16 protein-coding genes are annotated in these 21,785 nt (G+C 72.0%); 6 read left to right on the forward strand and 10 right to left on the reverse strand.

The features are described 5' to 3' along the window. The first annotated feature begins 41 nt into the window (after positions 1-41). Both ACFV9Q_RS12260 and cysC read left to right on the forward strand, forming a co-directional pair. Positions 42-1,043 (forward strand): sulfite exporter TauE/SafE family protein, encoded by a 1,002-nt coding sequence (locus ACFV9Q_RS12260; protein WP_377234647.1) that lies wholly within the window; start codon positions 42-44, stop codon positions 1,041-1,043. Then, on the forward strand, positions 1,040-2,353 hold the full coding sequence (gene cysC / locus ACFV9Q_RS12265; RefSeq protein WP_377234648.1) for an adenylyl-sulfate kinase: 1,314 nt from the start codon (positions 1,040-1,042) through the stop codon (positions 2,351-2,353). Before ACFV9Q_RS12260 ends, cysC begins: the two co-directional genes overlap by 4 nt. An 80-nt stretch (positions 2,354-2,433) precedes the next feature. On the opposite strand, the gene ACFV9Q_RS12270 is transcribed toward cysC, so the two are convergent. Beyond that, entirely contained in the window at positions 2,434-3,441 is a 1,008-nt protein-coding gene (locus ACFV9Q_RS12270; RefSeq protein ID WP_377232340.1) for an ABC transporter ATP-binding protein, read from the reverse strand. Then, positions 3,434-4,429: an ABC transporter permease gene (locus ACFV9Q_RS12275; protein ID WP_377234649.1), complete on the reverse strand. Its 996-nt coding sequence runs from the start codon at positions 4,427-4,429 to the stop codon at positions 3,434-3,436. The genes ACFV9Q_RS12270 and ACFV9Q_RS12275 overlap by 8 nt, the downstream gene beginning before the upstream one ends. A gap of 164 nt (positions 4,430-4,593) precedes the next feature. On the opposite strand from ACFV9Q_RS12275, the gene ACFV9Q_RS12280 reads away from it, so the two are divergent. Next, positions 4,594-5,667 (forward strand): hypothetical protein, encoded by a 1,074-nt coding sequence (locus ACFV9Q_RS12280; protein WP_377234650.1) that lies wholly within the window; start codon positions 4,594-4,596, stop codon positions 5,665-5,667. After that, entirely contained in the window at positions 5,664-6,887 is a 1,224-nt protein-coding gene (locus ACFV9Q_RS12285) for a DUF6716 putative glycosyltransferase (protein ID WP_377232343.1), read from the forward strand. The genes ACFV9Q_RS12280 and ACFV9Q_RS12285 overlap by 4 nt, the downstream gene beginning before the upstream one ends. 72 nt (positions 6,888-6,959) lie before the next feature. Here ACFV9Q_RS12285 and ACFV9Q_RS12290 read toward each other — a convergent pair whose 3' ends face one another. From ACFV9Q_RS12290 to ACFV9Q_RS12300, 3 genes are all read right to left on the reverse strand, one after another. Further along, positions 6,960-7,976 (reverse strand): glycosyltransferase family 2 protein, encoded by a 1,017-nt coding sequence (locus ACFV9Q_RS12290; RefSeq protein WP_377231827.1) that lies wholly within the window; start codon positions 7,974-7,976, stop codon positions 6,960-6,962. A 175-nt stretch (positions 7,977-8,151) separates the two neighbouring features. Further along, positions 8,152-9,045 carry an N-acetylneuraminate synthase family protein gene (locus ACFV9Q_RS12295; RefSeq protein ID WP_036959513.1) on the reverse strand — a complete coding sequence of 298 codons (894 nt, stop codon included), beginning with the start codon at positions 9,043-9,045 and terminating at the stop codon, positions 8,152-8,154. Positions 9,046-9,102: 57 nt separating this feature from the next. Then, a complete protein-coding gene (locus ACFV9Q_RS12300) occupies positions 9,103-10,347 on the reverse strand; it encodes a cytidylyltransferase domain-containing protein (RefSeq protein WP_377231826.1) in 1,245 nt (414 codons plus the stop codon). Positions 10,348-10,671: 324 nt separating this feature from the next. On the opposite strand from ACFV9Q_RS12300, the gene ACFV9Q_RS12305 reads away from it, so the two are divergent. Both ACFV9Q_RS12305 and ACFV9Q_RS12310 read left to right on the forward strand, forming a co-directional pair. Further along, positions 10,672-12,693: a polysaccharide pyruvyl transferase family protein gene (locus ACFV9Q_RS12305; RefSeq protein ID WP_377234651.1), complete on the forward strand. Its 2,022-nt coding sequence runs from the start codon at positions 10,672-10,674 to the stop codon at positions 12,691-12,693. 66 nt (positions 12,694-12,759) lie between these two features. After that, complete coding sequence (locus ACFV9Q_RS12310; RefSeq protein WP_377231824.1) at positions 12,760-14,670, forward strand: glycosyltransferase; 1,911 nt, start codon at positions 12,760-12,762, stop codon at positions 14,668-14,670. A gap of 157 nt (positions 14,671-14,827) precedes the next feature. On the opposite strand, the gene ACFV9Q_RS12315 is transcribed toward ACFV9Q_RS12310, so the two are convergent. The 5 genes from ACFV9Q_RS12315 to ACFV9Q_RS12335 form a co-directional block, all read right to left on the reverse strand. Further along, on the reverse strand, positions 14,828-16,201 hold the full coding sequence (locus tag ACFV9Q_RS12315; RefSeq protein ID WP_377234652.1) for a polysaccharide pyruvyl transferase family protein: 1,374 nt from the start codon (positions 16,199-16,201) through the stop codon (positions 14,828-14,830). Positions 16,202-16,282: 81 nt separating this feature from the next. Beyond that, positions 16,283-17,182 carry a hypothetical protein gene (locus tag ACFV9Q_RS12320; RefSeq protein ID WP_377234653.1) on the reverse strand — a complete coding sequence of 300 codons (900 nt, stop codon included), beginning with the start codon at positions 17,180-17,182 and terminating at the stop codon, positions 16,283-16,285. Between the two features lie 104 nt (positions 17,183-17,286). After that, complete coding sequence (locus ACFV9Q_RS12325; RefSeq protein ID WP_377234654.1) at positions 17,287-18,624, reverse strand: polysaccharide pyruvyl transferase family protein; 1,338 nt, start codon at positions 18,622-18,624, stop codon at positions 17,287-17,289. Positions 18,625-18,734: 110 nt separating this feature from the next. Continuing rightward, entirely contained in the window at positions 18,735-19,670 is a 936-nt protein-coding gene (locus ACFV9Q_RS12330) for a hypothetical protein (RefSeq protein ID WP_377234655.1), read from the reverse strand. An 83-nt stretch (positions 19,671-19,753) separates the two neighbouring features. Beyond that, entirely contained in the window at positions 19,754-21,727 is a 1,974-nt protein-coding gene (locus ACFV9Q_RS12335) for an N-acetylmuramoyl-L-alanine amidase (protein ID WP_377234656.1), read from the reverse strand. Positions 21,728-21,785: the final 58 nt, after the last annotated feature.

Genomic DNA, 21,785 nt, shown 5'->3' on the forward strand with positions numbered 1-21,785 from the left:
GGGAAACTGACGATCGACGCCCGGCCCGAGGTCCGCGCCGGATGAGCATCGATCTCCCCCTGGTCCTGGGCGGCCTCGCCGTCGGCTTCGTGGTCGGCCTGACCGGGATGGGCGGCGGCGCCCTCATGACGCCGATGCTGATCTTCGTCTTCCGCGTCGACCCGCTCGTGGCGGTGTCCAGCGACGTGGTCGCCAGCCTCTTCATGAAGCCCGCCGGCGCGATCGTGCACCTGCGGCGCGGGACGGTGCACCTGCGCCTCGTGCTGTGGCTGTGCGTCGGCTCGGTGCCCGCCGCGTTCTGCGGCGCCCTGCTCATCAAGGCCCTGCCGTTCGGCGACTCGCTCGACTCCGCGCTCCAGACGATCCTCGGGGTGGCCCTGCTCATCGCGTCCGGCGGCCTCGTGGTGCGCGCCGTGCTGCAGATGGTGCGCAGCCGCTCGGCGCTCGGCGAGGGTCCGACGCCGGCGTCCGCGCCGCGCGAGCTCGTGGTCCGCCCCGTGCCCACCGCGATCCTCGGCGCCGTGGCCGGGCTCCTGGTGGGCATGACGTCGGTCGGCGCCGGCTCCGTGGTGATCGTGGTGCTCCTGCTGCTCTACCCGGCGCTCAAGGCGTCCCAGCTCGTGGGCACCGACCTGGTCCAGGCCGTGCCGCTCGTGGCGGCGGCGTCGCTGGGCCACATCCTGTACGGCGACTTCTCGCTCGGGCTGACCACCTCGCTGCTCATCGGGGCGATCCCCGGGGCCTGGTTCGGCGCCCACGTGTCGTCCCGCGCGCCGGGCGGCATCATCCGCCGGGCCCTGGCGATCCTGCTGCTCGCGTCCGCGCTGAAGCTGCTCGGCGCGAGCCTGCCGGTGGTGCTGGGCGCGGCCGGGGCGGCCCTGGTGTTCGGCAACCTGCTGTGGTTCTGGGTCCGGCGCCGGTTCGGTGCCGCCCGGCCCGCATCCGTAGCAGACTCGTCGGACGAGGACCCTGCTCCCGGCCCCCGACCCGCACCCGAGACCGAGACCGCCGGTGACCCGGCAGAGACGAGCCCGCACCGATGACCGACTCCCCCGCCCGCGTCCTGTCCGACGACGAGCTGGACGTCCTCGAGCTCGCCCTCGGCGGCGCGCTCCCGCCGTCGGCCCTCGTGGCGGCCCTGCGGCCCGGCCCGGCGGACGAGGCGCCGGGCGGCGACGGGCCGGCCGACACCCTGCCCGCCGACACCCTGCTGACCGACGCCGAGAACACGCCGCTGGCCCGTCTCACGGCCCGGCCCGGCGAGGCACCGGCGGTCGAGCCGCTCAAGCCCCTGGCCGCGGCCATCGGGCCGCAGTGGGACGCCGCCGTGCGCCGTCCGGCCCGCGAGGTGCGGGCGGGCCTCGGCGACGGCCCGGGCGCCGGCCTCGGCCTGCTCGTCACCGAGGTGCCGACCCGCGAGGAGTCGGACGCGGCGGTGGCGCTCGCCTCCGGCGGCAGCGCGGCCTCCGGCGGCGGCGCCGTGCTGCTGCTCGTGCCGGTCGCGCGGCGCGCCCCCGGGCCCGGCGTCGTCGGCGCCCCCGGGCTCGTGCGGGCGGCCCAGGGCCTGGCCGGCACGCTGGCCGAGCGCACCGGCGCGCGGGTGACCACCGTCGTCGTGCCGTGGTCCGGGCGGGGCGGCGCTCCCCTGGACGACGTCGCCGCCGCCTACGGCGCGGCCCGCGTCGAGCGGCTGGCCGCGCACCGCTCGGCGGCCACGGCCGAGCGCGTGGCGGCCCTGCCCGGCGTGCGGGACGAGGCGGTCCGCGCGCTGTACCCGCCCGCCTCGGCGGCCGAGCTGACCCGCGCCGCGGGCGGGGGCCACCGCCGCGGCGCCGTCGTGTTCTTCACTGGTCTGTCGGGTTCGGGCAAGTCGACGGTGGCCCGCGCCCTGGCCGCCGAGCTGGAGGACGACGGCCTGGGCACCACGCTGCTCGACGGCGACGAGGTGCGCCAGCACCTGTCGAAGGGGCTCGGGTTCGACCGGGCTTCCCGCGAGACCAACGTGGAGCGCATCGGCTACGTCGCGGCGCTCGTCGCCCGGCACGGCGGCATCGCCGTCGCCGCGCCGATCGCGCCCTTCGCCGCCGGCCGGGCGCGGGTGCGGGCCATGGCCGAGGAGGCCGGGGCGCACTTCGTCCTGGTCCACGTCAGCACGCCGCTGGAGGTGTGCGAGGCCCGCGACCGCAAGGGCTTCTACGCCCGGGCCCGCGCCGGCGAGATCGCCGAGTTCACGGGCATCTCCTCCCCCTACGAGGAGCCCGACGACGCCGACCTGGTCATCGACACCACCGACGTCCCCGTCCCGGAGGCGGTGGAGCAGGTCCGCCGCCACCTCCTGACCCTGCTGGACTGATCGGCAAAAAGGTCAGGTGGTCGGCAGCCCGGGCTGCCGACCACCTGACCTTCTACCGAACACGAACCAGGCGCTGGGTCTCAGGCCGTGGCCTCCGCGGCCTTCTTGGCCTCGGCCTTCTTCAGCTCGGCCTCTTCCGCCTTCTTGCGCGCGGCCTCTTCCGCCGCACGCTTGCGCTGCAGGGCCCGACGGCGGGCCGGGCCCATGCCGGGACGCTGCGCGCGCACGAAGTTCTTGTACGCCTCGGCGACCTCGTGCACGGGACCGTCCATGACGAGCTGCCCCTGGTGCATCCACAGCACGCGCGTGCACATGGCCTCGATCGTGGAGATCGAGTGGCTCACCAGGAAGACGGTGCCCGCGTTGGCGCGGACCTCCTCGATGCGCGACTTGCTGCGCTCCTTGAAGGCGGCGTCGCCGGTGGCGAGGGCCTCGTCGATCATCAGGATGTCCGGCGACGCGGCCGACGAGATCGCGAACCGCAGGCGCGCGCCCATGCCGGACGAGTACGTCCGCATCGGCAGGTAGACGAAGTCGCCGATGCCGGCGAACTCCACCACCTCGTCGAACTTCTCGTCGACCTGCTTGGGCGTGAGCCCGAGCGCGAGGCCGCCGATCATGATGTTCCGCTCGCCGGTGAGCTGCGGCATGAGCGCCGCGTTCACGCCGAGCAGCGACGGCTCGCCGGAGACGTGCACGCTGCCCTTCTTGGGCGGCATGAGGCCGGCGATCGCCCGGAGCATGGTGCTCTTGCCCGAGCCGTTGACGCCGACGATCCCGACGGACTCGCCGTGCCGCACCGTGAAGGAGACACCGCGCACGGCGTGCACCTCGCTCACCGCGCCGACGTGCCGGCGTCCGGCCTGGAGGAGCCGCTTGTGGAAGGGCACCTTGACCTTGATCTCGCGGATCTCGGCCCCGCCCTTCTCGGCCTCCTTGCGCGCACGGCCACCGATGACGCGGTAGACGACGTGCAGGTCGTCCACCACGAGGCACGGGTCGCCGAGATCGGTCTCGAGCGCCTCCTGCCCGGCATCCTCGGGCTCGACCTCGAGGTCGAAGTCCATGTGCTCGTCGGCCTCAGTCACGTCCGTACCTCTCCTCGCCGCGCCAGAAGACGATGAAACCGATCACGAAGAACACGACGGCCCATGCGGCGCCGAGGGCCCACATCAGGCCGCTCGGCGGGAACTGCTCCTCCTGCATCAGCACGGAGCGCACCAGGTACAGGTACACCGCGACCGGCTGGTACTCCAGGATGCCGCCCACGACCGCCTTGGACGTCTCGGGGATGTCCATCTTCTCGACGTAGGCGGCGAGCGGGAAGATCACGCCGGACGCGTACATGACGACGCGCATGATGAACGGCAGCACGTTCTCGATGTCCGGCGTGGTGGCCACGTACCGGGCCATGAAGAAGGCCAGCCCGGTGTTGAAGATCCACATCAGCGCGACGGCGGCGGGCAGCAGGAGCCACCACCAGGTGATGTGGATCATCGCGTAGCCGGGCAGCAGGCCGCTGAGCAGCGACACGATGCACATGACCACGATCGCGGGCAGCAGCGTGGTCAGCAGCGACAGCACCGTCGACATCGGCAGCACGGCACGCGGGAAGTGCAGGGAGCGCAGCAGCTGGGTCTTGCCGCTGATCGACTTGGCGCCACCGGTCACCGACGACTCGATGAAGCGGTACATGAAGACGCCGATCACGATGAAGGCGATCGAGTTGTCCACCCCGCGGTTGAGCCCGAGCAGGATGCCGAAGATCAGCACGTACACGGTCGCGTTGAGGATGGGGTTCAGCACTGCCCAGAGCTGGCCCAGGTAGTTGTTCTGGTTCTTGGCGTACGCCGTCGACGTGGCCAGGACGCGGATGAAGGCCCAGCGTCCGGTCAGGTCACGGATGTACTCGCCCAGCGGCGGGCGGACGTTCAGGGGGCGCAGCCCGTACTTCTTCGCGAGAGCGAGCCGCTCGGCAGACGTCGTGCCGGGGACGAGCGGCGGCGGTGGCTTCTTAGCATCACCGCTGGCGGCAGGCTTTGCTGGCGCAGCCGCGTCGGTAGTAGGTGTGCTCACGGTCTGGGAAATACCTGTCTGGTCGGGGGCACTGCCGGTGACGATCCGGCCGTTCGATCCTAGCGGGTCACGAACCCTAGCAGTGTGGTCGGGATTGACGGAGGACCGCACGGAACCACGCTCGCCGGACCTCGGCGGACGTGTCACGTGAGAGACTGCCACGCGTGCAGCACCCCCGTCCCGCTCCTCGAACGACCGACCCGGGCACCGCGTTCCCGCGTGTCGCCGGCGCCCTGGTCGAGTCGCCGCTGCAGCTGCTCTGCACGGTCGAAGCGCACGCCGCCGGGTACGGCGGTACCGAGACGAACGTGCACGTGCGCGACGACGTCCCCGCCCTGGGCGACGCCCTGTCCGCGATGCGCGAGCTCAGCCTCCCCGACGGACTGACCTTCGACCTGGCGGGCCGCCGCAGCGCCCTGACCGCGCGCGAGCCCGTCTGGCTCGTGGGCGACGCCTTCTCCGGCCTGTTCCAGGCCACCGCGCCCCTGCGGCGCCCGGAGCGCATGGTCCTGGTCGACGACGGCCTGGCCACCCTCGAGCTGTGCCGCCTCCTGGTGCGCCGCGACCCGCTGGTCCGGATCGGCCGGCCGGCACGCGCACCCCGACGTCGGCTCGGCGCCGTCGCCGCCGGCCGCCTGCGGTCGCTCGCCGCCGACGGCCGCGTCACGATCTTCACCGCCATGCCGCTCACCCCCGAGCTGTCCGCGGGCCTGCGGGCCCAGGGCTTCGACGTGCGACACAACCAGTTCGGCTGGCTCACCGCGCAGCCCGCCGACGAGGCCATGCCGGAACCCACGATCGTCGTCGGGTCGGCGATGGCCGCGGACAAGCTGATCGACCCGGACCGGTACGTCGACTGGATCCGGTCGCTGGCCAAGGAGAGCGCGCTGCGCTACGTGCCGCACCGCCGGCAGACGCCGGAGCTGCTCGCCACCCTGGCCGAGATCGACGGCGTGACCGTCGACGCTCCCGGGGCCCCCGTCGAGATCCGGCTGCGGGGCCTGCGGGCGGGCCAGCGGGTGCTCAGCCTGCCGTCGACATCGACCATCCTGTTGACCACTATCATTTCACCGCTCGGTGTCCCCGTCACCGCGCTCGACGTGCCCGCCGACTGGTGGACCCCGCGCGCCACGGCCGAACAACGAGCACACCTGACCAGCGTCGTCGAGCTCGCCCGGCAAGCCCGGGCCGCAGCCGACGACGCTTCGGAAACCGACTCCCCGGAGGCGAACGAATGACCATCCGCGTGCTCGCGGTCGCAGACAGCGACTCGTATCTGAAGTGGGCATGCGCGACGCTCGACAGGCTCGGCCCGGCCGACGAGAGCGGGCTCGACCGCTCGGCCGTGATCGTCAAGACGCCGATCGCACCGACGACCAGTCAGATCGCCGCCGCCGTCGCCGGGTCCTCGGTGGTCCGGCCCGCCGTCCTGCCCGTCCGGGACCTCGCCGCGCAGATCCGGGACAACACCCCCGACGTCGTGCTCATCGCGGCCACCGGGCCCGTCGCGGAGGTCGTGGCGCGTGCCGTCGTCGCCGCGGCCGGCAAGCGCCGCCCCGCCCTGATCACCGGCCTGCCCGGCATGGCGCTGCCCGCCACGCCCGAGGGCACGGGCTGGCGCCGCTGGTGCGACGCGTTCGTGGTGCACAGCCGCCTCGAGGTCGACGCCTACCACGAGGCCTTCGCCGCGCACGGGGTCACGCCCGAGGTGCCGCTGGCCCACCTGCCCTTCCTCGAGCACATGGCCACGAGCCTGGGCGCAGAGCCGGTCAAGCGCGTCGTGTTCGCCGCGCAGGCCAAGGTGCCGGACAACCGGCCCGACCGCGTGACCCTCCTGGACCGCCTGGCGAAGCTCGCCGAGGACGACTTCGAGGTCATCGTGAAGCTGCGTGCCCGCAAGGGCGAGCGGCAGACGCACAACGAGGCGTTCCCCTACGACGAGCTGTGGGACGCCGAGCACGAGCGCCTCGGGCACCGCAGCGACGCGCTGCGGTTCGTCGACGGCCCGATGGCGGAGTGGCTGCAGGCCGGCTCCGCGCTCATGACCGTCAGCTCGACGGCCGCGATGGAGGGGCTGGCCCTCGGCCTGTCGACCGTCATCATCGACGACTTCGGCGTGACCCCCGAGCTGCTCAACGCGCCCTTCGCCGGCAGCGGCTGCGTGATGCCGGTGGCCGACGCCGGCGACGCGTTCCGTGCCGGCGGGCCGCAGCCCGACACCGCGTGGCTCGAGGACAACTACCTGCACGCGACCGACTCGGAGCTGCCCGCGACGGTCCGGGAGCTGGCCGCGCGCCGGGAGGCCGGGACGCTCACCGAGCTGGCCGAGGTCAAGCCGTGGCTGCGCGCCCGCTACCTGCGGATGGCCCTGCAGATGTACCTGCCCAAGTTCGTCTACGACACGATCCGGCTGACGACCCGTCCGGTACGCCTGCTGTTCCTGGACAAGAAGGCCTGACAACCTGTTGAGTGCTGGGTATTTGTGGGTCCGGAACCGGAGAACCCACAAATACCCAGCACTCAACGAGGACTAGACGCCGTCGTCGACCCGCACGCGCTCCGTGAGCCCGCGGAGGAACCCGGCGCCCCACGCCATGTGCATGGTCACGAGCGTGGCCGGCAGGGCCAGCGCCGAGCGCAGGTCGAGCCGCGGGCGGCGCGTCGCCGCGTGGGCCGACGCCGCGACCACACCCAGGAGGTAGGCGGCCGGCGGCACGAGGCCGACCAGCGTCACGGGCAGCGAGCCGGCCACGGCGCCGCCGATCGCCACCAGCACGGACACGCCCATCACGACCAGGGCGGTCGGCGGGGCGAGGTAGCGCAGGTTGGCGGTGCCGGGGTTGCGGCGCACCACCTCGCGGCGCCACATGCCGGTGCGCCAGAACTGCGTGGCGACGGCACCCAGCGTGCGGCGCGGCTTGTACTCGACCACGAGCGACGGGTCGAACCACAGCAGGCTGCCGCTGGTGCGCAGGCGCAGGCACAGCTCCCAGTCCTGGGCCCGCACGTACACGGGCGAGTACCCGCCCACGCGCTCCAGCGCCTCGCGCCGGAACGTGCCCAGGTAGACCGTCTCGGCCGGGCCGGCGACGCCGCCCGTGTGGAAGGACGCGGCGCCCAGTCCCGCCGGGTGGCTCATCGCGCGCGCGACGGCCTTCTGCACCGGGGTGTCGCCGACGGGGAGCATCCGCCCGCCGACGCCGTCCGCGCCGGCGGCCTGGAGGGCCTCCACGGCGCGGCGCACGTACGTGGGCTCGGCCACCGTGTGGCCGTCCACCCGGACGAAGATCGAGTGTCCCTCGGGCATGCGCTCCAGGCCCGCGTTCAGGCCGAGCGGCTTGGAGCCCGTCGGGTTGTCCACCACGGTGACGCGACCGGTCTCGACGGCGAGCTTGTCCGCGATCTCGCGGGTGCGGTCCTTGGACGGTCCCACCGCGAGCACCATGTGCAGCGGGTGCGGGTAGTCCTGGCCCAGGATCGAGCGCACCATCGCCTCGAGGTAGGGCTCCTCGTCACGTACGACGGCGACCACCGTCACCAACGGCATGCTCGCCGCCTCTACCCGCTCGGGCACGAGGCCCCCTCTCGTTGACGCGCTGGCGGGACCCGTGGGTCCACGATCTCGTGTTCTCAAAGTATTCGGAAACATCGGAGGCGGGCGCCGCGCGTGCGGTGCCCGCCTCCGACGACTCAAGCAGTGGTGCGGTGTCGGTCGTCAGACGTCACGCGTCGACGCGACGGAGGCGCGACATCGGCGAGAACTCGCCGGGCATGACGCGCTTCTGGCCGTCGCCGAGCGCCTTCTCGAGGATGCGGATGTCGCGCACCAGGTTCTCGAGGCCCTTGGGCTCGAGCGAGGAGGCGTGGTCCGAGCCCCACATGGCGCGGTCGAGCGTGATGTGCCGCTCGACGGCCACGGCGCCCAGCGCCACGGCGGCGAGGGAGATCTGCAGGCCGGTCTCGTGGCCCGAGTAGCCGACGGGCACGCCGTAGCGCTCCTGCAGCGTCGTGATGGTGCGCAGGTTCGCCTCCTCGGGGGGAAGCGGGTAGGTCGACGTGGCGTGCAGGATCACGAGCTTGCTCGTGTCCAGGATCTCCACGGCGGCGTCGATCTGCTCCAGCGTCGACATGCCGGTCGACAGGATGATCGGCTTGCCGGTGGCGGCGAGCGCACGAAGCATCTCGTGGTCGGTGACCGAGGCGGAGGCGACCTTGTGGGTCGGCACGCCCATCTTCTCCAGGAAGTCCACCGAGGGGGCGTCCCACGGAGAGGCGAACCACTGGACGCCCTTCTCCTTGGCGTACGCGTCGATCTCCGTGTACTCGGGCTCCTCGAACTCAACCTTGTACTTGTACTCGAGGTACGTCATCTCGCCCCAGGGCGTCTGACGGATCTTGTCACGCTGGTCCTTCGGCGTGCTGATCTCCGGAGTGCGCTTCTGGAACTTCACGGCCTGGCATCCGGCCTCGACCGCGACATCGATCAGCTTCTTGGCGATCTCGACGTCACCGTTGTGGTTGATGCCGATCTCACCGATCACGTACACGGGCTGGTCGGCGCCGACCTGCAGGTCGCCGATAGTGACCGGCGCGGGCTGCGCGTTCGTCGCGCTCATAAGAAGGTCCTTCCGAAAGGGTCGAGCACAGGGTAGTGCTGTTACGTGTCGTCGGGACTAACCGGTGACGACGGGGGTCTGGGTGGCTGCCGAACTGGCGGTGACTTCACCCGGACGCGCAGCGAGTATACGGTCACAGATCTCACGGATCGCGCCGTTCCCGCCCTCGCGGGAGAGCACGAGCCGGGCCTGCGCCTTGACCTCGGGGCGCGCGTCGGCGACCGCGACGGGCCACCCGACGACGGCCATGGCGGCCAGGTCGTTCACGTCGTTCCCGACGTACGCGACCCGTGCCGGGTCGAGGTCCTGCTCGGCGATCCACGCCCGGAGGGCGGTGGCCTTGTCCTCGACACCGTGCATGACCTGCACCTTCAGCTTGTCGGCGCGGGACGCGACCACCTTGTTGGTCTCGGTCGAGAGGATGAGGAACGGCAGGCCGGTCCGGCGCAGGCGGGACACACCCATGCCGTCGCCGCGGCTCACGCGCACCTGCTCGGTGCCGTCCTGGTCCACGTAGGCGTGGTCGTCGGTGTGCACGCCGTCGAAGTCGGTCACGAGCGCGTCGACGTCGAGCGGCACCGGCGCGGCGTCGCTCTCCTGGTCGACGAGCTGGCGGGCGAGCCAGAGGTCGCGCGGCTCGTCGATCTCGATCGACCACTCGGGCGCCAGCGGCTGGATGCCGACGTCGCCGAAGAAGCGGCGGCCGGTTTCACGGAACCCGTCCGTGCGCATCACGTAGAACGCACCGGTCTCGCGGAAGTGCGGGGCGCGGTCCTGCCGGCGCGGGCGGAAGTCGGTGGTGTGGCCCACGGGCGTCGCGACGCCGTCGTCGATGCGCCACTGGAAGTCGTGCGTCTCGGAGACCGCGACCACGACGTCCTTCTCGCCGCGCGTGACGCGGCGGATCGCGGTGTCCAGGTCCTCGGGGTCGATGAACGGCGAGGTGCACTGCACCAGCACGGTGACGGGCGGGATCTCCTGGGCGGGCAGGCCGCCGTCCCCGGCCTCGACGCGGTCGAGCACGTGCAGCAGGGCCGACTCGGACGACGCCGTGCTGCCGGCGATCTCGGCGGGGCGGACCACCACGCGCGCACCGTGCAGCCGCGCCTCTGCGGCGATCTCGTCGTGGTCGGTCGAGACGATGACCTCGGCCACCGACGGGGCGGCGAGGGACGCCTGGACGGCACGTCCGACGAGCGTGATCCCGTCCACCCGCGCGAGGTTCTTCAGGGGTACACCCTGTGAACCTCCCCGGGCCGGGATGACTACGACGGCGGACGGGGTTTCACCGGGTACTGACATACGTGGCACTCTCGGATCGGGACTGGACGGGTACGCCGTCCACACTAGCGCGACCCGCGCCGTCCGACGCACACGGGCCCGCCCCCGGCGCCGGGCAGGATGTGGGATCCTGCCGTTGCGCGGCGACAGCCGCCGGTCCCCCAGAAGAATCCCCACGAAACGGTATGCGGCGCCCCAGAAGCCGGCGTGACCGTGCCGAGAACGGAGACAGCTCGAGTGCCCGGAACCGAAGGTCGCATGGCGAACTCCCCGCACGACGGCGACGTGCCTCGAGCCGTTTCCCGGACCAAGCGGCGTGAGAACGCGCAGCGTACCGCCGAGGTGATGCGCGCTCTGCAGCGGGCCACGGGCTCCCGGCCGAAGCTGGACGCGGCCACCACGCGCGCGCTCGCGCGGGGCGTCATCGCCTGGAAGCACGTCCCCGCGGTGCATGCCGCGCTGCTCGCCGGCGCGAGCAAGGCGATCGACCGCGGGGACCTGCCCGCCGCGGCCGTGCTGACCCGGCTGCTGCGGACCGGCGCGCCCGACGCCGAGACCCTCCGCCTCGCCGGCATCGTCGCCCTCCTCGGCGGCGACGCCGAGGCGGCGGAGCAGCACTTCTACGACGCCTCCAAGGGCACCGGCTCGGTGGCCCGCCGCCGCACCAACGCGAAGCGCGCCGTCGAGGACATGCAGCAGTTCGTGGACTTCCGGGCCGGGATGCGCACCGACGACGGCCCGGCGGACCTCGCCGACCTGCGCGAGCTCGCGGCGTCGGTCCCCCTCGCGGACCGCAGGGCGGCCGACGCCGCGTTCGGCCGCTACCTCGTCGCGTGCCTGACCCACGGCGTCGAGGGACCGCTGGGCGACCTCCTGGACGCGTTCGCCGACGCCGGCCGCATGACGGTGCTGGAGGCGAAGCCCGACCTGCTCGACGTCGCCGTCGAGAACGCCGAGTACATCGCCGCCGACGGCGACCACGCCGGCGCGCTGCACCTGCTGCAGGGCACGTTCCGCCAGTACGGCATGGTCACCGAGCGGTACCTCGTCGCCCTCGGCACCACGCTGTCGGCGCTCAGCCGGTACGACGCGGCGCGCCGGGCCTTCCGGATCGCCAGCCCCGGCCTCGGCTCGGCCCGCGCGGCGCAGGTGGCCTGGATCATGCACGACGACCAGTCGGCGCACGACCTGGCCCGCAAGGCGATCCGCAACGACATGCCGCGCACGTCGGTGCGGACCGTGCTCGCCCGGTCCGAGAACCCGGTCACCCCGGCGGAGGCGGACGCCCCCACGGGCGGCATGGGCCACGTCGCGTTCTACGTGGACCGCGGGGAGAACTTCGGCGACATCGTGCTCCCGGACGCCGTCCGGGACGCGGTCATGGAGCCCGCCGGCCCCACCGAGTGGACGTCGTTCCACGCGCACCAGGTGTTCGACGACGAGTTCGTCCGGATCGCGAACGCCCAGCGCGCGCTCGTCGTGGGCGGCGGCGGCCTCTTCCTCCCGGACACCTCGCCCAACTCGAACAGCGGCTGGCAGTGGAACGTGCCGCCCGCCTCGCTCGACGCGCTGACGGTGCCGGTCTACGCCTTCGCCGTCGGCTTCAACCTCTTCACCGGGCAGCGGTTCAAGGGCGACCTGTTCCGCCGCAGCCTGATCGAGTTCACGCGCAAGGCCGAGTTCCTGGGCCTGCGCAACACGGGCTCGATGGAGCGCGTGCGCGACCTGCTGCCCGCCGAGCTGCACGACAAGGTGCGCTTCGTGCCCTGCCCGACCACCGTGCTCGAGCACATCCGCCCCGAGCTCCCCGCCGGACGCACCGGCTCCGGGACGGTCCTGGTCAACGCGGCCTTCGACCGCAGCGAGCGGCGCTTCGGCGCCGGGTACGCGGACTTCCTCGAGCAGATCGTCGAGCTCGCGGAGAAGGCCGGCAAGGGCGGCGCGGAGGTCCGGATCGCCGCGCACACCCGCGGCGACCTGAAGCTGGCCAAGGACCTGGAGGAGGCGCACGACCTGGTGCTGCCCGTCGACGAGCTGCACTACATGGACCAGGCCGACGCGCTCGCCGTCTACCGGCAGGCGTCGCTCGTGATCGGCATGCGCGGCCACGCGACGATGATCCCGTTCGGCCTGGGCACCCCCGTCCTGAGCATCGTGTCGCACCCGAAGATGCGGTACTTCCTGGAGGACGTGGAGCGCCCGGACTGGGGCTACGACGTGGCGGACGCCGACCTCGGCGCCCGGCTCGCGGAGCGGACCCTCGACGTGCTGGCCCGCGAGGACGAGTACCGGGCCGACGTCGCGGACCGCCAGCAGCTGCTGCTCCCGCACGTCCGCGCCGCGGCCGCGGACGTCGCCAAGGCTTGACCTCTCGTGTCACCACATCGCCGTTAGACTCAACCGGTCTCAGTACACCGAAAGGGAGTTATCTCGATGCCCACCATGCGGAGCGTGCCGCTCGGCCGTGAACCGGGCGACGCGGAGATCGCATCGTTCGCCGACCTGATCGACAGGCCCCTGCTGATCGTCGGCAACGGGCCGTCGTCGGCCATGCCTCCCTATCACCGGATCCCGGCGGACGTGGTCGTCTTCCGGATGAACTGGTTCTTCCTGGAGAGCAACTACCACTTCGGTGACCGGGTCGACGCGTACTTCAGCGCCATCCCGAACGAGAAGCTGGAGAAGCTGCTGCAGGACGAGGTCCGCTCGGGACGCTACGACGTCCGCCGGATCCTCAGCCCGATGCGCCACGCCGCGAACCGCGACGGCGACAAGTACGGCCTGGACCCGCTCGCCGGCGTCGAGGAGCTGGACTCCTGGTCCATCCCGGCGCGCCACCCCCGCCTCGCCCGCGCCTTCATGAGCCGGCCGGGCCTGCCCACCACGGGCATGCAGGCCCTGGCGTTCGGCCTCGGGGTCGGCTTCCGCGAGGTCTACCTCGCGGGTGTCGACCTCTACGAGTCCAAGGACAGCCGCTACGGCTACACGGTCACGCAGGCGGCGGAGTCCGCGCTCAAGGACAAGGACCTCACGCCGGGCTACGAGTCGGCCCACGGCCTGGACTCCGACCTCGCGTTCCTGCGCTCCTGCCTCGCCGAGTTCCCGGACGCGACCATCCGTTCGGTGAGCCAGTCGGACACGCTGCACCTGTTCGTGCCCCCGGCCGACGAGCTGACGGAGCGCCCGCACCTGACGCCCGAGGCGGTGCCGACGCTCGCCGTGTCCAAGGACACGGTGGACCTCGAGCTCCCCGAGGTCGGCGAGGACACCTCCATGATCGTCCCCGCGGTCGGCGGTCCGCTGTGGAAGGAGATCGACGGTCGCAAGTGCGCGTACATCACCGTGGTCTCCGGCTCGTACCACCACGGCGCGCGCGCCCTCGCGAACTCGCTGCGCGAGCACTCGGACGTCCCGCTCATCGCGCTCGTCACGCCCGACGCCGACCGCAGCGCCCTGGCCGCCAGCGACATCCGGACCATCCAGGTCCCGGGCATCCGCAACCCGATGAACTCGGGCGGCAACAAGATCCAGGCGCGCTTCGCGATGACGTACACGAAGCTGCACGTGTTCCGGCTCGACTTCTTCGACCGCGTCGTCTACCTCGACAGCGACACCGTCGTGAAGGGCAGCCTGGACGAGCTGTTCGAGGGCGACGACTTCGCCGCCGTGCCCGACGCCGGCCTGGACCTGCCCGACGGCAACGTGTTCAACTCCGGCGTCTTCGCCGTGAACCCGTCGCACGGGATGTTCGAGAAGATGATGTCGCAGCTCGGCCACACCACGTCGTACGACGGTGGCGACCAGGGCTTCCTCAACCAGTTCTTCTCGGACTGGCGCAAGCTGCCGCTGGAGTACAACACCACCAAGCGCATCTACTCCCACCACCCGCAGGTGTTCAACGAGGAGGACGTCAAGGTTCTCCACTACGTGGGCCGCAAGCCGTGGGAGCCGACGTCGACGGGCGAGCGGTACGACCAGCTCGACTACGCCTGGCTCGACTACCTCTCCGACTGGGAGAAGAACGAGCTGGTGCGCGAGCTGCGCCACACCGCGGCCGGCGGCAAGCCGCCGGAGGCCGGCAGCAGCAGCCCGTTCCGGCAGGCCCAGCTCGCCAACCGGACCAACAAGGCGAACGAGGCCGTGCGGCTGCTCGAGGGCGTCATCGCGGAGCGGCAGCCGACGTCGGGCGAGCTGCGCGAGCTGGCCAAGGCGTACCGCCGGCTGGGCCGGCACGACGACTGCGCGCGCGTGCTCAAGCAGGCGTACGCCATCGACCCGCGCCGTAGCGTGATGAAGGACATGATGCTGGCGCAGGCGCGCTCCATCAAGAAGAAGCTCGCCTGAGCCGGAGGCGCAGCGCAGGGTGAGGGCCGAGGAACGAGGCACTCGCCCGGAGCGGAGCCGCAGGCTCAGGCGACAACAAACAGAGCCTGAGCCGCACCCGAGCGTCACACAGCCCGTGGGGCGGGAACCGGACGGTTCCCGCCCCACGGGCTTCGTGCTACCGGCTGAGCGCGCGCCGGGCCCTGCGGCGTCCGGCCCGCACGATCCGGCGGAAGGTGGCCAGCGACCCGTTCTTGCCCGGGACCGCCTGCGCCGCCGCGCGGGTGCGCTGCCCGGCGACCGCGCCGGCCGCCTGCCCCCGCGCCGCGGCCTGCGCGTCGTGGGCCTCCTCGGCCAGCCGGCGCCGCTCGAAGTCGGCGTCGTAGCAGGCCTGCGCGAGGCTGAGCTCCCGCTCGCGGTAGGGCACGAGGTCGGCGTCGACCTGCTCTCCGGTGAGGCGCTCGTAGATGAGCGAGAGGTTGTGCCGGGTCGTGTCGACGAACCGCTGCTGGGTGGCCGCGAGCTCGGCGCGCAGCACCGCGTGCTTCTGGTCGGCCGCGTCGATCCGCGCGAACGCGTCGGTCGCGAAGTCGCTCCGCCACGGGTCGACGAGGAACTCGGGATGGCCGATCTCGTGGGCGAAGTACTTGATCTTGTTGTTGGTGCTCAGCGAGAGCGGGATGTTGTTCAGGCCGAACGGGATCATCTGCGAGTGCCCGCGCGCCCCGAGCACCAGCGGCAGGTGGGCGTAGGTGCGGACGCCCTCGAACAGCACGCGGGTGCTCCCGAACAGCCGGTGCCCCACCAGCCCGAGCTCGGCGCCGTACTCCTGGAAGAACTTCATGTCCGTGCGCTTGTGGCCCAGGAACTCGACGGCCCAGCCGTCCTCCTGGAGCGCCAGAACGAGGTCGCGCAGCCGCGGGAAGATCGCGTCGGGCTCCAGACCCGAGTTCACGTGCGCCGCCTCGAGGCCCACCTGGATGCCGATCCGCCGCGCGTCCTCGTCAGGAGGCTCGCTCGCGATGCGCGGCAGCAGCACGCGCGCGATCGTCGTCGGGCACGGCTGCAGGGTGAGCTGCGGGGCGTCCTCCGGCGCCTCCAGCCAGTCGCGCATGTCCTCGACGGCGCCGGTCGAGCGCAGGCCGAAGAAGACGCTCTGCGCCATCGTCCGGTTGACGTGCCTGCGGAACACCTCGTTGTAGCGCTCCGGGTCGAACGGGGCCGGGTTGCCCGCGCCGAACACGATGATCGGCTTCCTCAGCCGCGCCAGCAGCTCGGTGGTGATGTTCCACTGCCAGCCCGAGGCGGGTGTGGCGTTGGTGCGCCGCGGGAAGATGCCCCCGCCGCCGATGACCACGCCGTCGAAGTGCTCGTTGATGTCGTCCACGAACGCGGTGGTCGCCCGCTCGCGGAACGGGCTGCTGCTCGTGAGCTCGAACTGCTCACCGCCGCCCCAGGAGTTGAAGGTCTGGCGGACGAGCTCGAAGAGGAGCTGGTCGCCGTAGCTGTAGACGGTCTTGAGGTCGAGGTGCAGAAGGCGTAGACGTCGCATGGTCCCCTCACATCGCGCGGCTGCCCCCTCCTGGGGAATATAACCGCGGGCCGCCGGACCTGCGCGGGGACCGCGACGGCGTCACCCGGCGTCGGGCAGGTACGGCGACGTGCCGTCCGCGCCGATCCCCCGGTGCAGGGCCTCGTTCGACGGCGCGAGCGTGGCGAGCAGCCCGGCCCGTCGCTCCGGGGTCAGGAGCCGGGGTGCCGGGTGCGTGCGGTTGGAGAAGTGCGCGTCCAGGAAGCGGCGGAGCTCCTGCGTGTCCTGCTTCTCCAGCAGGCCGTTGCCGAGCAGCGCGATCTGCAGCGCCACGTCCGAGTAGCCCCGGTTGACGCTCGCGGTGTTGAACGAGAACTCCGGCGGCACGCCCGCGCCGGTCGCCGCGAAGAAGTCCCGCACGAAGCCGCGCGACCCCAGGGTCTTGATGGTCTCGAAGTACTTGACCCGCAGGTCCGCGCCGTCGGGCAGCGCCGCCCGCATCCGGTCGACGAGCACGTCCCAGCGCAGGTTCTCGTCGGCGACCGGCTCCATGAACTCCTCGAACGTGAGGGTGGAGCCCATGCGGACGGTCTGCAGGTAGGCGCTCTCCACGAACCGGTCCTGCCGGCGCACGTAGAACAGCACCGTGGTCCGCTCGGGGCGCAGCTCCTCGAGGGCGATGCGCAGCACGTCGCCCGCGGCCCGGTAGACCGGCCCCTTGCGGAACGACTGCACCGTCGCGAACAGGTCCTCGTGCGACAGCACGAGGCTCTCGTGGTCGAGCTGGTCGCGCAGCCGCGCGAAGCCCAGGCCGACGTTCTCGATCCCGGCGCCGTTGCGGCGCCACCGCGCGTGCGCCCCGCCGGTGGCGGCCTCGTAGTCGTGCCGGACCAGGACCGCGTAGCCCTGCGCCGCGAGCTTCTCCCGGTTGGCGTTGAGGGCCTTCTGCACGAGCGTGGTGCCGGTCTTGGCGGCGCCCGCGTGGAGCACGAGGTGCTTCATCGCACCGAGATTACGCGCGGGCAGGCCCGCAGGCGCGGATTTCCGGGCACGACAGAGCGCCGGGGCGGTCGGCGGACCACCCCGGCGCTCCGGCTCACGTCAGGTCAGCCGCCCATGAGGCGCTTGCGCAGCGGGCGCAGCCGCCGGCGCAGGCCGTCCGGCACGAGCTGCTTGCGGGGACCGCCCACGGCCTCGAGGTCCTTGCGGGCCTTGTTCAGCTCGCGCTTGAGCCGGCCGTTGTCCTGCTCCAGCTTGTCGAACCGCATGGACGAGTCGTACGCCCGCGCCGCGGTGCGGCGCTCCTGCGGCGTCAGCGCGCGGAACGACGGCGTGACCGTCTCGCCCGTCAGGCTCTTGTAGATCGACGAGAGGTTGTCCATCGACGTGTCGAAGAAGCCCTGGCGGACGCCCGCGAGCTCCTTGCGCAGCTCCGGCTGGCGCTCGTAGGACTCGTTGATGGTGCGGTACAGGGTGTCCTGGAAGCCGTCCGCGCGCGGGTCGATCGCCCATTCCGCGTGGCCGATGTCGGTCGCGAAGTAGCGGATCTTGTGGTGCACGTACAGGGACAGCGGGATCGCGCCCATGCCGAACGGCACCATCTGCGCGTGGCCGCGCGTGCCCAGGATCATCGGCAGGCCGGCGAAGTACTCGATGCCCTGGTAGAGCACGTCGCGGTTGCCCCACAGCACGTGCTCGCTGTCCACGATGCCGCGCTCGGTGAGCCGGTCGTGGAAGCCCATGTCGGCACGGGCGTGCGGCACGCTCTCGACGCGCCAGCCCTCGCCGGAGAGCTTGGCCAGCACGTCCACCTGGTCGGCGTAGATCTTGTCGGCGTCGAACCCAGCGCGCGCCTGGCGCTTGCCCACGATCGACTCGGCGGAGATGCGGCGCTCGTGCGGGATCTCGTCACGGAACAGGTCCGGGTACAGGAACGACGAGAGCGTCGTCGGGCACGGCTGGTACGTGACCCGGTCCCGGTTCGACTCCTTGATGTACGGCTTGATGGTCTCCACCGAGCCGTGGTTGCGCAGACCGAAGAACACCGACTTCTCGAGCGTCAGGTTCACGTGCTCGCGGAACGGGTCCTCGAAGTCCGGCTGGTCGATGAAGCGGTTGTTGCCCACCGCGAAGATGATGAGCGGCTTCTCGATGCGGCGCAGCAGGTCCAGCGAGATGTTCCACTGCCAGCCGGAGCGCTGGTTCGGGTTCGTGTCGCTGAGGAACAGGCCACCACCGCCGACGACGACGGCGTCGACGTTCTCGTTGATGAAGTCGACCAGGCGCGCGGTCACGGGGTCGCGCAGCTGCCGGCTCTGGACGATCTCGAAGGCGTCCCCGCCCGCGAAGCCCTCGAAGAGCTCGCGCACGGTCTCGAACAGCAGGGTGTCCCCGTAGTTGCCGTACGTCTTGATGTCGAAATGGAAAAGTCGAAGTCGCTTCATCGTGTCACGCGCCGGGTCTTGGAATGCACGGGAACCATCCTTGATCAGTGTGGTCAGATCTGCCAAGCCCGCCGCCCCCTGGGCGACGGAACGTCATGTCGCGGTCCGGGTCACTTCCCGCCGCGGAGGTACGGCGACTCGCCCTTGTTCACCGCGAGTTCCGCCGCGGCCTGCGAGATGCCGGGTGTCACCATCTCGTGCAGCGCCTTGTTGGACGGCGCGAGCTCGGTCAGCATCTGCTCGCGCTGCTCCGGCGTCAGGAGCAGCGGCGACGGGTGCGTCACGTTGGAGAAGTTGGCGTCGAGGAACAGGCGGAGCTTACGGCGGTCCTCCGCGTCGAGCTCGCCGTTGCCGACGAGCGCGAGCTTGAGTGCGGCGTCAGAGTACCCGCGGTTGACGGCCTCGGTGTTGAAGGAGAACGTGGGCGTCACGCCCGCACCGGTCTGCTGGTAGAACTCGCGCACGAACGGCCGCGAGTGCAGCTCCTTGATGCCCTCGAAGTAGTTGACCCGCACCTCGGCGTCCGCGGGGACGGCCCCCTTGATCGTCTCGACCAGGGTGTCCCACCGCAGGTTGTCCGCGGTCACGGGCTTCATGAACTCCTCGAACGACTGCGTCGAACCCACGCGCACGGTCTGGAGGTAGGAGCTCTCGACGAACCGGTCCTGGCGGCGCACGTACAGCAGCACCGTGGTGCGCTCCGGCCGCAGCACCTCCTGGGCGATCCCCAGGACGTCGCCGGCGGGCGCGTACAGCGGGCCGGTCCGGAACGAGTGCACCGAGGCCAGGAGGTCCTCGTGCGAGATGATCAGGCTGTCCTGCGTCGCCGCGTTCCGCACCATCTCGAAGGCCCGGGTCACGTTGCGGAGGCTGCCGCCCTGCCGGCGCCACCGGGAGTGGTGACCCTCGGTGAGGTTCTCGTACTCGTTGCGGATGAGTACGTCGTAGCCACGCGCCGCGAAGGCCTCACGGCTCGCACGGAGGGCCTTCTGCACCAGCGTCGTACCGGTCTTGTGCGCGCCGACGTGCAGGACGAGGTGCTTCACGGGAACCAACCTTTCGGGGCGGATGAACGCCCACGAGGATACAGGCGGTCCCTACCCCCTCCGTGAAGTGCTTCGTGGGAGGCTCACCACCGCACGAACGCCACCCCGCTGACCCGCAGCCGGGCGTCGTCGAGCGTGCGCAGCGTCACCCGTCCCGACATCGTCCGCGGGAGGCGGACCGTGAGGACCCGCTGCGCCGCGCTCGGCCGGTCGGTGTCGAGCACGCCCACGCGGGTGGACCCCACGTACACGGCCACCCGTCCGCGCCCGGGCGCCGTCGCGGTCATGACCCGGATCTGGGTCACGCGCTCGACGTCGGACACCACGAGCCGGCTGTCGGCGTGCACGGTGGACCAGGCCCGGTCCCGGAAGTAGGCGTCGTTGCGCACCAGGGCCCAGGTGCCCGTGGTGCGGCTCATCGAGGCGAACGACACGGGGCGGGTGGTCCGCACGAGGTGCGAGATCGGGCCGAGCCGGCCGTTGCGGTCGACCGCCCGCACGGCGTACTGCACCGACAGTCCCTCGGCGGCGTACAGGTTGGCCGAGGTGCCCGTCACCGTGACGATCCGCCGCCAGTAGCGCTCGTTCGGCATGGGCGACCGGTGGCCGGCGTACCGCTCCAGCACCTGGTAGCGCACCGCCCCCGGCTCGGGCGCCCAGTGGAACCGCGTGCGGGCCGGCCACTGGACCGGGTACTGGTTCCCCTTAGCGGCCCGCGCCGTGATCGTGCCCGTCGTGAAGCGCACGGTGCCGTACCGGTCGAGCGCGGCGTTCTTCATCGCGTTCACCGCCCGGCGGATCGCCGGGAGCCGTTCGGCCAGGTGGGTCCCGGGGCACGCGGTGAAGTTCGTGGTGCGGTGGCCGAGGATGCGGGGCACCCGCACCACGTCGCCCGGGTCGCTGCGCGTGCCGGACCCCGAGCTGCCGCCGTTCGGCAGGCCCACGGTCCCGGTCACGGGCATGTGGTAGCGGTACGCCTTCCACGCGAGCACCCGCTCCAGGCTGCGCAGCAGGGACGACGTCGGGGACGCCGAGCCGAAGCTGCCCATCGCGGAGATGCCGATGGTGCCGGTGTTGAAGCCCCCGGCCTGCGCGCCGATCGGGTTGTCCGTGGCCGCCTCCCGGCGCCCCACGAAGACCGTCCCGTACCGGTCGACGAGGAACTGGTAGCCGATGTCCGGCCAGTCGCGGGACTGCGTGTGGTAGGCGTAGATGCCGCGGACGATCGCCGCCGACTGGCTCCGGCTGTAGGAGTTGGTGCCCGCCGTGTGGTGCACGTACATCGCGTCCAGCCGGCCCGACACCTCGGGCCACACCTCGCCCAGCGACTCGTCGGCGCCCCAGGCGCTGCGCGGCACCAGCGCCGGCCGGATCTCGTCGCCCGTCGCCGCGTTCGCCGAGCCCGCCGGCTGCGCCGTCGCCCCCGCGTTCGCGTCGGCGGCCGTGGCGCCCGGGTCCACGACGTCGACCCGCAGGCCGGACGGCGTCCGCCCGCTCACCGTTCGCACGCGGGCCTGCACGGCGTCGGCGCCGGCGGAGAGGAACGGCTCGGTCCCGGCCCGGCCGCCGGGGACCCCCGCGCCGTCGGCGCCGACCTCCTCGACGCCGACCGACTGCCAGGCGCCCCAGGCGTCGTCCTCCCGGACGCGCAGGGCGACCTCGGTGACCTCCTCGTCCGTGCCGGCGTCCCAGGTGACGCCGGCGACGAGGAAGTCCAGGGTCTCGGTGCGCGCGCTCAGCGCCGCGAGCCGGCCGGGCGCCGCGGCGGCCGTGTCAGCGGCGGCGCCGGCGTCGGACTGCGTACCGCCCGCCCCGCCGTCGGCCCCGCCGTCCGCGGGGGCGTCCGCGTGGGCCTCGTCGTGCCCCTGCGCCGCGCGCAGGGCGCTCGGGTCGCGCCGCGCCGCGGGGTCGACGCCGGCAAGGCGCACCTCGTCGAGCTCCGGTGTCACCGCCGAGGCCTCCGGGAGGGGCAGCTCGATCGCCGGCAGCAGCACGCCACCGGCGGAGAGCACGAGTACCAGGGATGTCGTGGTCGTTCTCCGCACGAGTGGCGTCATGACCCCGACCGTAGGCACCGTCGGGCGATACCGCACCCATGTCGGCATCAATCACCCG

The organism is Promicromonospora sp. NPDC059942, from assembly GCF_042731755.1.
Taxonomy (GTDB): domain Bacteria; phylum Actinomycetota; class Actinomycetes; order Actinomycetales; family Cellulomonadaceae; genus Promicromonospora.